Annotated in this window: 13 protein-coding genes; 4 read left to right on the forward strand and 9 right to left on the reverse strand. The window is 62.6% G+C overall.

The features are described from left to right. Positions 1-31: 31 nt before the first annotated feature. From ACU8YE_RS00250 to ACU8YE_RS00290, 9 genes are all read right to left on the reverse strand, one after another. Entirely contained in the window at positions 32-1240 is a 1209-nt protein-coding gene (locus ACU8YE_RS00250) for an AAA family ATPase (protein WP_343620004.1), read from the reverse strand. Positions 1241-1356: 116 nt separating this feature from the next. Next, a complete protein-coding gene (locus ACU8YE_RS00255; RefSeq protein ID WP_232042140.1) occupies positions 1357-1695 on the reverse strand; it encodes a hypothetical protein in 339 nt (112 codons plus the stop codon). A gap of 25 nt (positions 1696-1720) precedes the next feature. Next, positions 1721-3712, reverse strand: coding sequence for a type II and III secretion system protein family protein (locus ACU8YE_RS00260; protein ID WP_446927860.1), 1992 nt, complete (start codon positions 3710-3712; stop codon positions 1721-1723). 109 nt (positions 3713-3821) lie between these two features. Next, positions 3822-4673, reverse strand: coding sequence for a Flp pilus assembly protein CpaB (cpaB, locus tag ACU8YE_RS00265; RefSeq protein WP_260802925.1), 852 nt, complete (start codon positions 4671-4673; stop codon positions 3822-3824). Positions 4674-4722: 49 nt separating this feature from the next. Beyond that, positions 4723-6162, reverse strand: coding sequence for an ATP-binding protein (locus ACU8YE_RS00270; RefSeq protein WP_232042143.1), 1440 nt, complete (start codon positions 6160-6162; stop codon positions 4723-4725). A 61-nt stretch (positions 6163-6223) separates the two neighbouring features. After that, positions 6224-6769 (reverse strand): A24 family peptidase, encoded by a 546-nt coding sequence (locus tag ACU8YE_RS00275; RefSeq protein ID WP_232042144.1) that lies wholly within the window; start codon positions 6767-6769, stop codon positions 6224-6226. Positions 6770-6858: 89 nt separating this feature from the next. Continuing rightward, positions 6859-7029, reverse strand: a complete 171-nt coding sequence (locus ACU8YE_RS00280; protein WP_024976443.1) for a Flp family type IVb pilin — start codon at positions 7027-7029, stop codon at positions 6859-6861. A gap of 46 nt (positions 7030-7075) precedes the next feature. Continuing rightward, positions 7076-7246: a Flp family type IVb pilin gene (locus ACU8YE_RS00285; RefSeq protein WP_004629689.1), complete on the reverse strand. Its 171-nt coding sequence runs from the start codon at positions 7244-7246 to the stop codon at positions 7076-7078. Between the two features lie 147 nt (positions 7247-7393). Next, entirely contained in the window at positions 7394-7561 is a 168-nt protein-coding gene (locus tag ACU8YE_RS00290) for a Flp family type IVb pilin (RefSeq protein ID WP_039600933.1), read from the reverse strand. A 963-nt stretch (positions 7562-8524) separates the two neighbouring features. Here ACU8YE_RS00290 and ACU8YE_RS00295 point away from each other — a divergent pair. The 4 genes from ACU8YE_RS00295 to ACU8YE_RS00310 all read left to right on the forward strand — a co-directional run bounded on the left by ACU8YE_RS00295 (position 8525) and on the right by ACU8YE_RS00310 (position 13401). Further along, positions 8525-9796, forward strand: coding sequence for a glycosyltransferase family 87 protein (locus ACU8YE_RS00295; protein ID WP_446927861.1), 1272 nt, complete (start codon positions 8525-8527; stop codon positions 9794-9796). 67 nt (positions 9797-9863) lie between these two features. After that, positions 9864-11120, forward strand: coding sequence for a glycosyltransferase family 87 protein (locus ACU8YE_RS00300; RefSeq protein ID WP_446927862.1), 1257 nt, complete (start codon positions 9864-9866; stop codon positions 11118-11120). Continuing rightward, complete coding sequence (locus tag ACU8YE_RS00305; RefSeq protein WP_260803129.1) at positions 11120-12133, forward strand: glycosyltransferase family 2 protein; 1014 nt, start codon at positions 11120-11122, stop codon at positions 12131-12133. Before ACU8YE_RS00300 ends, ACU8YE_RS00305 begins: the two co-directional genes overlap by 1 nt. 26 nt (positions 12134-12159) lie before the next feature. Continuing rightward, entirely contained in the window at positions 12160-13401 is a 1242-nt protein-coding gene (locus ACU8YE_RS00310; protein ID WP_446927863.1) for a glycosyltransferase family 87 protein, read from the forward strand. Positions 13402-13424: the final 23 nt, after the last annotated feature.

Consider the following 13424-nt stretch of genomic DNA (forward strand, 5'->3'; position numbering starts at 1 on the left):
CCGTCTGACTGGCGAAATGGACAGGAGAAACTCAGGCAATGTTCGGAGACGACGTCTTGGCCCGCGAGAAGAACTTGCTCAAGGAGAAGCCTTTCTCTTGCGATGCGTGACGATCGTTCTCGCGCGCTGTGGCGAAGACGTTGGCTAATGCCGTGAGTGCCTTGGCCATGGCGCTGCTGCGGTGATGCTGGGCAATGGGCATGCCCTGGCAGATGGAGTCATCCACCGAGGCCGCATCTTCGGGAAGCACATGGAAGAGCTTCTGTCCGAAGACTTGCTCCAGCGTGCTGCGCGGCAGCTCGTCGCGCTTGCCATGCCGGTTGACCAGGATGCGCAGCTTTTCGGCGGGGTAATGCAGGCCGTGCAGGATATCCAGCAGGCGCCGCCCCGTGCGGGCAAAGGCAATGGTCGGCTGGACCACGACGCAGATCTGGTCGCAGTGGTCGAGCACCGCAATCGACAGCGGGTTGATCGCCTGCCCGACGTCCACCAGGATGAAGTCGTAGATCGGTGACACCAGCGAGAGTACGTACTCGATCTTGTCCTTCTTGATCTCGCCCGCCTTGATGGGGTCGCTGGCGCCGGCCAGGACGTCAAAGTCCTTGGCCACGCGTGTCAGACACGCTTCCAGGAAGGCATCGTCCAGGCGGTCGACCTGTGCGCACACTTCGGACAGCGTGGCGGGTGGTGTCTTGTTGCTCACCAGAAAGTGCGTGTCGCTGAACTGCGTGTTCAGGTCGATCAACAGCACGCGCTTGTGTTCCTGTGCGGCCAGCGTGTAGCCGACGTTGCTGGCGATGAAGCTGGAACCGGCGCCGCCCTTGCTGGAGATGAAGGCAATCACGCGCGCTTCCTCGCGTGTTCTCGGGATGTGGTTGGTTTCCAGCCGCGTGAGCGCTGTCGTCAGTTGGGCGCGTTCCAGCGGCCAAGTCAGTATGTCGCTGACGCCGGCGCGCAGTGCGCGAATCAGGTCGTCGCGCTCCTGGGTTTGCGTGACGAGGATGCAGGGCAGGTCAGTGAACTGCTGCCGCAGCAGTTCGATGCTCAGCATCTGGCTCGGGCCACCGCTTGGCTGGTCGATGATGAGCGCATCCGCGCCGCGCAGTTGGCAGGCATGCGTGGACAGGCTGCCCGGTGCAGCATGCAGGTGCATGACCTGGTAGCTGCCGGCGGCGGCTACCAGGCGTGCAAGGTCCGCCAGGCGTTCACCGTCTTCGGAGGCAATCAAGATCTTGAGCATGGCAAAGCTCCCCGTTCGATCGTGTGTTCTGTATGTCGTTGCATCGCGCCGTGACAGGGCTGGCCTGGTATCAGGCTGGCGATGGCGGATGCTGTTTGGGCACCCGCCAAGTGCTGTCAGCGCGAGAAGCTGCCGGACATCCCGCTACCGCCGTACCCACTGCTGCCGAATCCGCCGTACCCACCGCTGCCCGTGCCAGTACCCCCAGCGGGGAAGCGGGTCATCGAACGGTCATAGTTGCTCATGGCGGCTACCGCGGCTTTGCCGTCATAGCCATTCAGCGCGGGCAACCCGGCAGGTGCGTCGGGATTGATCACCTGTGCTTGCTTGACGCTGGTGACGGCCTCACCGAAGTGCTTGTCCCAGTTGGGTGTCGTGGTCATGCAGGCAGTCAGGGCCTGGCAAGCCAGGATCGCGAGTGCGGCGCGTTGCAAGTATTTGAGATTGGTGTTCATGGCATTTCTCCACATGGTTCCCGGGTTAGCGTGTCTGCGGGGTTGTGGTCGTGTCGGCCACTGCCGTCTGCCGGCCCTGCGTCTTGGTTCTGGCCTGGGCCAGCCGTGCTGCGGTGGCTTCGATTCGGGCGACACGCGCGGCGTTGTCGTCCGTGGGCGCCGTGGCCGAGGTTGTGGCGGACGCGGGCTCCACAACCGGTTGCGTGGCCGCTGGTTTCTCGGGCATGGCGTTTGCCGGTTGCGTGGGCGGGGCGATGCTCACCTCAGTGCGTGGTGCAGGGGTGGCCGGGGCCACCGGGGCGGGCGCAACCGGAGCCGGCATCGGCGCCTGCGAGCTGGGCGCAGCGGGTGCGCTCGGTACCTGCGCAGGTGCCTGCGGTGCCGTTGCAGGTGCGGCAGCCGTTGCTGGTTTGGCCGTACGGTTCTTGGCGCCGGAGCCTTCCATGTTGCCCGTCAGGTAGACGGCAAGGTCGCTGGGCGTCGAGAAGCTGTCAGTCGGCAGCGGATACGAGGCTGTCTGCATTGGCTGCACCAGGCGCGGCGTGATGACGATGACCAGCTCCGTCAGATCATGCTGGAACTGCGTGCTGCGGAAGAGCGTGCCCAGGACGGGGATTTCACCCGCGCCAGGCAGTGCCTTCAGCGAGCCGCGTGCGTTGTCTTGCAGCAGCCCACCGATGGCGAAGCTCTCGCCGTCACGCATCTGCACGGTGGTGGAGGCGCGCCGCGTGGTAATGAGCGGCAGGATGGTCTGGCCATTCGTGTTGGCACCGGTAACAGTTGCGCCCGTGGGTGAGAGTTCCGACACCTCCGGTGCCACCTTGAGGTTGATGCGGCCATTGGCCATCACGGTCGGCGTGAACTTCAGGCCAACGCCGTATTCCTCCTCTTGCAGCGTGATGGTGGGTGCACCACCTGAGCTGCTGCTCTGCGCAACCGGGATGTAGATCTTGCCGCCTGCCAGGAAGCTGGCTTCCTGGCCACTGAGCGTGACGAGATTCGGCTCGGCAAGAATCTTCACCAGGCTATCGTTCTTTTGCGCATCCAACTCAACCTGGAAGGGCCGGTTGTTCGCCTTGTTGGCAAAGAGCGCGGTAGACGATCCGGTTAGCAGGGAGGTCAAGAGGCCGCCGCCCCAAGAGCCGAATCCGCCTTGGATATTGAGTGCCGAGCCCAGCTGGTTCAGCAGGGTCTTCGACACTTCCGCCACCTTCACTTCCAGCATGACCTGCTGCGGTGTATCTACGATCATCATGTTGATGACGCTGGCACCGCCGGCGGCACCACCACCGCCGAGTGCACCTGCCGCGCCGCCGCCCTTGTCCGCACCGCTTTGTGCAGAGGCTGCATAGGCGTGGGCGATTTCCATGGCTTGCTGTGCCGCCTGTGCGCTCGACACGTTGCCGGCCAGTACCAGGCTGTCTGCCGCGGTCATCACGCGAATCTTGCTTTCACTCGGCATCAGTTGCGCGAGCGAAGTCTGCAGGCCACCGGCATCGGCGTTGACCACCACATTGACGATGCTGCAGGCGCCGCTGCGACCCTGCACGATCATGTTGGTGGTGCCGACACTGCGGCCCAGCAGATACATGGATTGCGGCGACACCATGGTGGCTTGCACCACGGCTGGGTTGCCGAGGGTGCGATTGCGCACCGGCTCCGGCAGCGAGATGAGCGAAGACTTTCCAACAGGCACCACCACGCTGCTTTCGCCGCGCACGGCGCCTGTGCAGTTTGGGCCCCGTACGTCAGCGACCGGCGCGGTCGCCAGCGCCGGGTTCATGCTGATCGTCATCTGCACCGGCGCGATTGCCCCGGCACGAGACTGCACCACGACCGGTGCTGTGGTGGACTTGGCTACGGCGCCTGCTTCCATGGCCGTTTGTGCTGTCGCGTGCGTTGGCATGCAGAGCATGGCACCGGCGGCACTTGCCAGGACGAGCATGCGCGTGCTGCCGAGGATCTGTCCGCTACGTAGCGCGACAGTGGCGACATTGGTTTTTTGGTTCGTATTCATATCTCCCCCCCCGAGGGTCTGCTGCACAGGATGAAAATGCGGTTGATACGCTGTGGCTGGTTAACCTCTACGTTGCAATGCGTGTTGAAGGACTGTCAGGTGTAGCGGGTCAGAAGCACTCCATGCTGCCTTGCACGCCAGCCAGTACACCGATGCAGTCGCGTTGCCGGCTCGGACCCGAGGCAACGTGGCGCACCTTGGCGGTTGCACGCGTCGCGCTGACCATCACCACCTTGGGTGTGGGCTCGGCTGCGGGCGTGCCCAGCAACGTGCCCTTGGTGGCGCCGCCGGTTGCCGTGGCGGCCACGTCGACCTGATTGCGCAGCACCAGCGAGAGCGTTCCGACGCTGCGTGCCACATCGAGCTTCTCTGCCTGCTCGGGTGTGACCTCCAGCGTGACCGCGTTGACGACCTTGGGTTGCGTGTCGTCCCGGCTGACTTGCTGTGCGACTGCCAGCACCAGGATCTTTTCCAGCACGATCTTGGAGATGCTGTTGTTATTGTTGTTCGCGCTCTTCGCGTCTTCATTGGTGTTGACGATCACGTCGACCAGGTTGCCTGGCAATGCGAAGCCCGCTACGCCCACCACGTCATTCACACGCACGGTGATGGCGCGCTTGCCTTCGGCGATGACGGCGGAAAGGCCGCCCTTGGTACCGATGGGTGCGAGCTTGCTCTCCAGGATCGGTTCGCCTTTCTGCAGGCTCGCGCGCACCACGCGCCCTTGCAGCGCCTTGGGATCGTCAAACGTGCCCGGCGGCAAGCTGCCGGCAGGCCAACTGACCATGCGCAATTGCTCATTGCCCAGCGGTTGGCCAAGATCCATGTCGCTGGCGGCCACTGCGACTTGTTTGACGGAGCTGGATGACTGCTGAGACAGCCAGCGTGATGCAGAGACAACGGCCGCGATCCCTGCCACCAATGCGACGACCAGCATCACGATTGCACGCGCGTTTTTCATGATGAGTTCCCCCTTCTGAGATCAATAGAGCGGATCGGATCGGCAAGGCTCAGGTGCGAGCCTGCTTGTCCTGCCGCCAGCCCATGCCCGCACTCATGGAGTCGGTTGTCTTGAAATCTGTGTGCGAACAGAAGTAGATGTCCCACGCCCGGCGCAGTGCCTCTGGGGTTACCTCGGACGGCCCGCCGTGGTACTGGACGGCCGAGGCCACCAAGCGCAGCAGATCGCGTGGAATGCAGGCCAGCAATGGCTTGCCGCTGACTTCGTGCAGCGCTTCGCGCAGATAATCGAAGGCGGCATCTGCGTTCTCCAGGCCGAGTTCCTGCGCAGCGCGCAGATAAACCTCCCGGTAGTCGGCCACCGAGAGCGGGCCTACGTAAAGCTTGCTGCCGAGCCGGCGCAGGAAGGCGTCGTCGCCCAGCTGAGCCGGTTCAAGGTTGGTCGAGAAGATCGGCCAAACATCGAACGGCACGGAGAACCGCACGCCATTGCGCAGCGAGAACATGTCGACGCGGCGGTCCAGTGGCACGATCCATCGGTTGAGCAGCTCGCTCACGCCCACTTGCTGGCGGCCAAGGTCATCGACGATGTAGATGCCGCAGTTGGCCTTCATGTGAGGGGGCGCTTGATAGAAGCCGGTCGTGCCGTCATAGCGCAACTCGAGCATCTCCAGCGTCAGCTCGCCCCCGGAGAGCACTGCGGGCCGATGGCACATCTGCCAGCGGCGGTCCAGTGGACGTCGGGCCACGGGGCTCTGTTCATCTTCCTGCGCTACGTGCACGAGGGGGTCGAAGATCTGGATGATCTCGCCCGCGATCGTGATGGCGTGCGGCACTGGCACGGCGCCGGGCAGCAGCATCCCGAGGTGCTGGGCGAGATAGGTCTTGCCGCCGCCGGCAGGGCCGTAGAGCATCAGCGCGCGGCTCGTGTTCAGTGCGACGCCGACATCGTCGAGCAGGTCCGGCGGCATCACGAACGTGCTGAAGGCCGCGGTGACATCAGACTTGGACAACGAGGCGAACTGGATGGAGTGCCGTTGAACGGATTCAACATAGGCTTCCAGCGTGACGGGTGCGGCGCCGACATAGCTGCAGCGCGCGGTGAACTCAGCCGCGCGCACATAGCCGGCGTCGGTCAGGTGAAAGCGCACGTCCAGGTCGTTGGCGCCACGGTGGGCGACTTCCAGCATGCGCTCGCGCACGGCGTAGGCCGCCACTTCATTGATGACCATGGCGGGCAGCTTGATGGTGTCCATCAGCATGACCAGCGTGGCGCTGCGATGCAGGTAGGCCACTTTCATGAGCAGGCCGAGCAGCAACGAGATGTCCAGGCCCGTTTCGGCCACGGTGCGCGGCAGGATGTGCCAAGGGGCAGCGGGCTCGCGACGGGAGGCGTCCAGCCCGGTGGGCGATGGCACAGCTTCCAGCGAGCGCGGCGCATGTTGGACGCCCCCGAATTCTGTGTGCTCGATTTTTTGGTCCCCGATCATCTTCATCACCATTTGGCTGTGTGAATACGAAGTGCGTGCCCAGATGTGCAAATTGCGCGCATCAAGCCGATGCAAACAGGACTGCAATCGTGCCGGCGGCAATCGCAACGCCGTACGGCAACGTGCCCACCGACCAAGAGGCATCGGCTTGCGGCGTTGGTGCGCCGGCTTCCCTGCTGATCTGCCCCGACGTCAACAGGACGTCGCGCAGGTTGCGGCGCAACTGCGCCATGCGCTTATGTCGAAGGGTAAATACCAGCGCCCAGATGCCACCGATCACGAACGTGGCCATTGCAATCTCAAAAGCCATGAACGCACCAAGCCAGGCGCCCACGGCCGCCATGAGCTTCACGTCGCCCGCAGCCATGCCGCGCAGCAGATAGAAAGGAAGGAAGATCGCCAGGCCCGTAAGCCAGCCGCACGTCCACTCCAGGGCGCCGTTGCCGAAGCCATGGATTGCTACCTGCAACGGCAGCGCCGCAAGCCATGCACCGAAGGTCAGCCAGTTCGGGATGCGGCGATGCTGCGCGTCGATGGCCGCCGCTATCAGCGCTACGCCCATGGCAACGGGGCCAATCATTGACGAGAGCAGGGTGGCGTCGTTCATGGTGTCCTCGGGTTCTTTGGTGCGACTGCGTGTTCAGTTCAATGAGGTCGGGACTCGCAAGCGTTGTTGCTATTCGGTGCGGAGCAACATCACGGGATGGCCGCAGCGATCATTTCGTAGAGAGACTTCACACTGCTACCCAGCGCCACGACGGAGCCGAGAATGACGATCGCGATAAGTGAACCCAGCAGTGCGTACTCGATCGAGGTAACGCCTTGATCGTCGCGCAGCCACTTCCTGGGGTTGATTGGCTTATGCATGCTGGTCTCCTGCGTAGCGCTGGTAGCTGACCGTGTTGGCAGTCCGCTAGAGCGCGGCTGCAATGTTGGAAAACACCGTACTCAGGTTCGTGCCGACGAGTTGAACTGAGGCGATGATCACCACGGCGATCAATGCCGCGATCAGGCCATATTCGATTGCAGTGACGGCTTGTTCGTCGTACAGGAACTGCTGTAGAAGCGTGCTGTAGCGGTTCATGACAATCTCCCTTTGCCTAAGGCAGAAGTTCTGCCGGTTGTTGCTGGAGCGTGGGTTGCCACGTTCATGGCGACCCACGCTTGCACTTGCTTGGCATGCATTGCTGGGCAGCAATGCGGTGAGCCTCGCGTTTGCAACATCAGCGCGTTAAAGCGCGTTTGCGATGTTGTTGAACACGGTGCTCAGGTTGGTGCCGACCAGCTTGACCGAGGCGATGATCACGACAGCGATCAGGGCGGCGATCAGGCCGTATTCGATGGCGGTCACACCATCTTCGTCACGGGCGAATTGCTTGAGTGCGTTGAGGTAGTTCATGACAATCTCCTTCAGTGGAAAAAATGCGCGTTCGAAAAGCCAGAGTGAGGGAGGTCATGTCGGCGGCGCACAGATGGCACAAGCATGAAACGGCCAGCAGCCCTTGCTGCCGTCACCTGCCCGCAGGAACTCACGTGACACGCACCGGGCGGCGTCGCGCAGGGTGCTGTCCCGTATGGGCGATGTGAGCGTGTTGTTGGTCGGCATTTCTCTCGATCCCTTTTTCAATTCGTTGCTTTGAATTGGAGATTCCGTTTCGCTTCGCCGTCTGCTGTGAACTTGCTGCTCCCCGTTCAAGGCGGCGGTGACGATGTCCTGCGATCTGGCATAGGCAAAAGCCGGGCCACCCCCGTGCACTTCCATGTGCGACAAGGCTTTGCGGGCGATTGGCTGAATTCGAGGGCGCGTGCCTGACACTTGGTTCCGGCGTTCTCGGGGGCGGAGTTGCCAGGGGGAAACGCGTAGCGAGGCCCGTCGATTTGGATGAGGCTACGTAGGGATGACGCAGCGCAGGGGTGTCCTCATTCAAACGGACAGGTTGGGGGGTAGCGTAGTGGATGGTGGAAATCGCCGCTGGGTAGGCTGGGGGTCTGCGTGAGGCTCTTCGCCGCGCCCCAGTTGGCGGTGTGCCAATGGCCGGGCGACGTTTCCGGATGGAAACGTTGATGGATCCTCCTTGCGTAGCGCTTGGATGGTTGCGCGTAGCAAGGCCGCAGCAACAACGCATCGCGGGAAATGTCCCCGTGCTTCAGTGCTGAAACGTCGATGCAATTTCGACGCTTGGGCGGCGCTCAACACAGACCGCAGGCGCGTGCCGTCCCTTGCCTTATCCGAGTGAGCGAACAAGACTGGGCTCTAAGACCCGCACGCGGCGTGAAGCCGTCGCGCGCGTGACGAAGCCCCACTCAGCGCAGCGCAGACATCGTGTGCCGCGCATCACCCGGAACCGACGCGAGGAGCAGCATGAGCCAGAGATCTGTGCGTCTGCCAGCCACGCGCAGTGCCGCTGCAGCAATTCGTGCAACCGGTGAGGATGCTGCCGGCCACTGGATCGATCTGGCCCGAGTGCAGGCGTACAGCGGTGCGCTGCTGGTTCTGTTCTGCGTGCTGCTGCTTGGCTGGGCCTGGACGAGCAATGGCTTTACCGATGTGACGATGGCGCGTCCTGGAACGGATTTCTCGGCGTTCTGGGGGGCCTCCCATCTCGCGCTGACGCAGGGGCCCCTGCATGCATATGACGTGCGCGAACTGACTGCGGTGATTGCCGAGCATGGAACGTTGGGAAAGGGGGCTGAGCTGATCCTTCCCTGGCTCTATCCGCCGACCTTTCTGCTGATGGTCTTGCCGCTGTCGTTGTTGCCGCTGACTTTGAGCTACCTGCTGTTCCTGGCCGGCACGGGGCTCGTCTATTTCAAATCGATCGGCATGTTGACGCGGGCACAGCACCCCTGGCGCCAAGGGTTGTGGTTGCCTGTGCTGGCCGCTCCGGCAACGCTTATCACCATTCTTGCTGGCCAAAACGCGCTGTTGACAGCCGGTGTGGCAGGTGCTGCGATGTATCACCTGAACAAGCGCCCCGTACTTGCCGGTGTGCTGATCGGCTTGCTTGCCATCAAGCCGCAGCTGGCGCTGTTGTTCCCGCTGGCCCTGGTGATCTCGCGTGCATGGACGGCGCTGGCCAGCGCGCTGCTGACAACCGCGGCGTTTGCGAGTGTCAGCGTGCTGGTCTGCGGCTGGCGCACGGTGCCGGCGTTCCTTGCCAACGCGCAATGGGTGCGGGCGAGCTTCATCGAGGGCGGCGCCAACCTGTGGTGGGGCATGCCAACACCTATTGCAGCCGCCCGGCTGGCCGGGGCGAGCGTGAACGGTGCGTACGCCGTACAGGTGCTGACAGCGCTGACGATGGCCGCCGCGATGGCCTATGTCTGGCGGCGGACGACGGCGTTTGAGTTACGTGCTGCGGCGCTGGCGATTGCCACGCTGATGGTGTCGCCATATCTGCGTGACTACGAGTTGACATGGTTGGGGCTGGCCATTGCCGGTTTGGTTGGCGACGGTGTGCATGAGGACAGTGGCCATGGCCTGGCGAGCGGCGAGCGGGCGCTACTCGTTGTGGCCTGGCTGCTGCCGATCTATGAGCACGCCAATCCTTATCTGAAACTGCCGCAGATCGGGCCCCTGGTTCTGATCGCCATGATGGCGCTTGTTGTGCGGCGTGTGGCAAAGTGGGTGTGAGGGTGCCATGTCCATCGCCTTGAACCTTCTAAAGCACAGGGCGCCTGAGGTATCGGCGGCGTCTCCAGTGGCCGCCGCGGGTGCTCGCCACTGGTTGGGCGCGGACCGCCTGCGCGTGTACTCGATGGCTGCGCTGGCCTGCTACGTCGCGTACTTTGTAATCTGGGCCGTTCGCGCCAGTGTGTTGAGGGTCGCGGGTGTCTTTCCGCTTGGCGGCGATTTTCTGGTGTTCTGGAGCGCCGCGCAGTTGGTGCTGCAAGGGCACCCACTCGCTGCCTACGATGTGGCTGCGCTGCATAACGTGGAGCTGGCAACCGTCCCGCTGGTGGCGACAACCCAGGGGTTGTTGCCCTGGTTCTATCCGCCAACCTTTCTGCCCTTCGTCGCCCCCTTCGGGCTGCTGCCGTACTGGCTTGCCGTGCTCGTCTTCCTGAGTATGAGCGTCGGGTGCTTCCTGTGGGTTGTCGGCCGGATCGTGCCATTGCGGCAGGCATGGCTGCCGTGCGGGGCGTTTCCGGGGATTGCGGTCGTGCTTGCAACCGGGCAGAACGCGTTGCTCTTGGCGGCGTGTGCTGGTTTGGCGCTCACGTTGCTGCATTCCCCTCGCCCCAAGCGGCCCGCAAGCCCGATCGCCGCGGGCATGTTGCTGGCTCTGCTGACAGTGAAACCGCAATTGGCGGTGATGTTTCCGGTGGCGCTGATGTGCGCCAGAGCCTGGAAAGCGTTGATTGCAATGGCGCTGACCTCGCTCGCATTGGTAGTGCTGGCGCTGATGGCGTTCGGGCCGCAGTCGTTCATTGCCTTTCTTCAGAACGCGGCGTTTGCACGGTCGGCGGTGGAATCCGGTGCAGTCCATCTGGAGCGCATGCCCACCCTCTTTGCCATGGTCAAGATGCTGCACGGCAGCGTGATGCTGGCCTACGTGCTGCATCTGATGGGGGCCTTCACGGCCTGTGCCGCAGTCGCCTATGCCTGGAGTCGGCCTTGCAGCTTTGCACTGCGCGCTGCAGCCGTGCTGACGGCAAGCATGCTCGCCAGCCCCTACCTGTACGACTACGACTTGGCCTTCCTCGGTCTGGCCATTGCCTGGCTGGCCTCCTACGCGTTGCGGGATGGGTGGCTGCCCGGTGAACGTGAAGGGCTCATCCTGCTGTGGCTTCTGCCGCTGGGCGGAATGCTCTTGATTGACCGACTCGGCTTTCAACTGATGCCGCTTGTATTGCTGTTTGCACTCGCGCATATCGCGCGCCGTATTCATCTTGAGCGCACACGCAACGCGTCACGCAGCCGCGTGCCAAGGCGCCTTGGACGGGGAGAACAATGATGTTGGATTACAAGAGAAACCAACTCCTTTCGCTGGTCGTACCGTTCTATAACGAAGCCGAGGCGCTAGAGTCCTTCTTTGCACGGGTCGTGCCGATCCTGGAGTCGATCGAGTTCACGCAGTTCGAGATCGTGTGCGTGAACGACGGTAGCAAGGACGACACCCTGCAGAAGTTGATCGCCGTGTCACGCACGGACGAGCGTGTACGGGTGATCGATCTGACACGCAACTTCGGCAAGGAAGCCGCGTTGACGGCCGGCATTGACGAGGCACTTGGTGATGCCGTCATCCCAATCGATGCTGATCTGCAAGACCCGCCGGAACTGATTCCCACTCTGGTAGCGCACTGGCAGAAGGGGGCGGAAGTGGTCCTTGCACAGCGCGCCAGCCGTGCCTGCGACACCTTTCTCAAGCGGGTGACTGCCGCCGCGTATTACCGCGTCCACAACACGTTGTCCGACCTGAAGCTGCCGGAGAATGTTGGCGATTTCCGCTTGATGGATCGTGCGGTCGTCAATGCGCTCAAGCAGTTGCCCGAGCGGCACCGGTTTATGAAGGGCCTGTTTGCGTGGGTGGGTTTCAACACCGTGATCGTTCCGTACGAGCGCGAGGCACGCAGCGCAGGTCAGTCGAAGTTCTCCGGCTGGCGCCTGTGGAACTTCGCGCTGGAAGGCATCACCAGTTTCAGTACCTGGCCGCTGCGGAGCTGGACGTATATCGGTTTGGCCATTGCAAGCCTGGCATTCGTGTACGGCAGCTACATCATCGCTCGCACCATGGTCCTGGGTGTGGATGTGCCGGGCTATGCCTCGCTGCTGTCGCTGCTGCTGTTTTTTGGTGGCTTGCAATTGATCGGGCTGGGCGTGGTGGGCGAATACATTGGCCGTATCTACGACGAGGCCAAGGGGCGCCCGATCTACCTGGTGAAGCGCCGCTATCAGGAGCGCCGACTACGCAACCGGTTCACGGGTGAGCGGCGCGTCATTCAGATGGTGCGAGGTCAGCGCGGGTAGGCGTGTTCCAGCGAGAGAGGCGCGTCATGTCGGCAATGGATTCTGGGCGCCTGGCCCGTCGCCTGACCATCTACGCGATGGCAGCATTGGCGCTCCAGATCCTGGCGTTGATGATCTGGGGGATCCGGTTTTACCTGCTGCACGACTGGACAGCGCCAATGCTCGGCTACGACTTTTCGGTATTCTGGTCTGCCGCCCGGGTGACGATGGAGCACAACGCAACAGCCGTGTTTTCTGCGCAATGGATGCAGCCGCTGGAAGAGTCGTTGCGACACCAGATCGGCTACTCCCCATGGCCTTATCCGCCCACCTTCTTGCTGGCAGTCATTCTCTTCGGACTGCTGCCATTCGGGGCTGCCCTCATCCTTTACTTTGTGCTCGGCTTGTCCGCTTATGGCGCGATGCTTGTGCGTATCAATCGCAACGTCGACCGTGCATGGTCGCCTTGGTTCGCCGCGTTCCCGGGGGTGCCTGTCGCGCTGGGGTTGGGCCAAAACTCGCTTCTGACAGTGTCTGCAGCGGGTGCCGCGCTTGTCTTGCTTGAGGCAAACGCGGGCGTTGCCGGACTGTGTATCGCGATACTGGTGATCAAGCCGCAATTTGGCGTGCTGTTTCCGCTGGCGCTTGCGTGCGGTCGGCAATGGAAGGCGCTTGTTGTGGCGGGTCTGTGCACCTTGGCCTTCGTTGGAGGCAGCGTTGCCGTCTTCGGAGTTGACGCATGGCGCGCGTTTGCAGCGTATCTTCCCGAGTTCAGCCGGATCGCGGTCGAGCACGGCGGCCGTGAAATGTGGCTCGGCATGCCAACCGTGTTCGCCGTGAGCCGCAGCGTGGATCTACCCGTGAGCGTGGCTTATGTTGTGCATGGCTTGGTCGCTGCGCCTGCCGTGATCGTCATGACCTTCCTGTGGGCCAAGCGCGCGAGGTTCGAGCTTCGCGCAACGGCCTTCGTCGTGGCCACGCTATTGATGCAGCCCTACATCATGTTCTACGACCTGGTCTGGTTGATCCTGCCGATCGTCTTTCTGATGCGCGATGCCAAGGTCCAAGCGTTGAATCGTCTGGAGTGGATTCTGCTGATTGCGGCGTGGCTGGCACCTGTGCAGGGCGTTGTTGCGGCCTATGTCGGCCGCTATCTTCAGGTGCTTCCTGCGGTGCTGGTTGCGTTACTGCTGATGGTAATGCGGCGTCATTTTGCATCCATTGCAGGAAGCACGCATTCTGCTGACTGTCTTGCCGACCATGTGGCAGGCGTATCCCGCGTCGTTTAAGTGTTTGTTGCCGAGTAAGTTGC

The organism is Ralstonia sp. VS2407 (genome assembly GCF_052950655.1).

What these genes read in the sequence shown, in the direction of transcription:
- ACU8YE_RS00250 (WP_343620004.1), bottom strand. Translation starts at nt 1,240, where the DNA reads ATGCTCAAGATCTTGATTGCCTCCGAAGACGGTGAACGCCTGGCGGAC.
- ACU8YE_RS00255 (WP_232042140.1), bottom strand. Translation starts at nt 1,695, where the DNA reads ATGAACACCAATCTCAAATACTTGCAACGCGCCGCACTCGCGATCCTG.
- ACU8YE_RS00260 (WP_446927860.1), bottom strand. Translation starts at nt 3,712, where the DNA reads ATGAATACGAACCAAAAAACCAATGTCGCCACTGTCGCGCTACGTAGC.
- cpaB (WP_260802925.1), bottom strand. Translation starts at nt 4,673, where the DNA reads ATGAAAAACGCGCGTGCAATCGTGATGCTGGTCGTCGCATTGGTGGCA.
- ACU8YE_RS00270 (WP_232042143.1), bottom strand. Translation starts at nt 6,162, where the DNA reads ATGATCGGGGACCAAAAAATCGAGCACACAGAATTCGGGGGCGTCCAA.
- ACU8YE_RS00275 (WP_232042144.1), bottom strand. Translation starts at nt 6,769, where the DNA reads ATGAACGACGCCACCCTGCTCTCGTCAATGATTGGCCCCGTTGCCATG.
- ACU8YE_RS00280 (WP_024976443.1), bottom strand. Translation starts at nt 7,029, where the DNA reads ATGCATAAGCCAATCAACCCCAGGAAGTGGCTGCGCGACGATCAAGGC.
- ACU8YE_RS00285 (WP_004629689.1), bottom strand. Translation starts at nt 7,246, where the DNA reads ATGAACCGCTACAGCACGCTTCTACAGCAGTTCCTGTACGACGAACAA.
- ACU8YE_RS00290 (WP_039600933.1), bottom strand. Translation starts at nt 7,561, where the DNA reads ATGAACTACCTCAACGCACTCAAGCAATTCGCCCGTGACGAAGATGGT.
- ACU8YE_RS00295 (WP_446927861.1), top strand. Translation starts at nt 8,525, where the DNA reads ATGAGCCAGAGATCTGTGCGTCTGCCAGCCACGCGCAGTGCCGCTGCA.
- ACU8YE_RS00305 (WP_260803129.1), top strand. Translation starts at nt 11,120, where the DNA reads ATGTTGGATTACAAGAGAAACCAACTCCTTTCGCTGGTCGTACCGTTC.
- ACU8YE_RS00310 (WP_446927863.1), top strand. Translation starts at nt 12,160, where the DNA reads ATGTCGGCAATGGATTCTGGGCGCCTGGCCCGTCGCCTGACCATCTAC.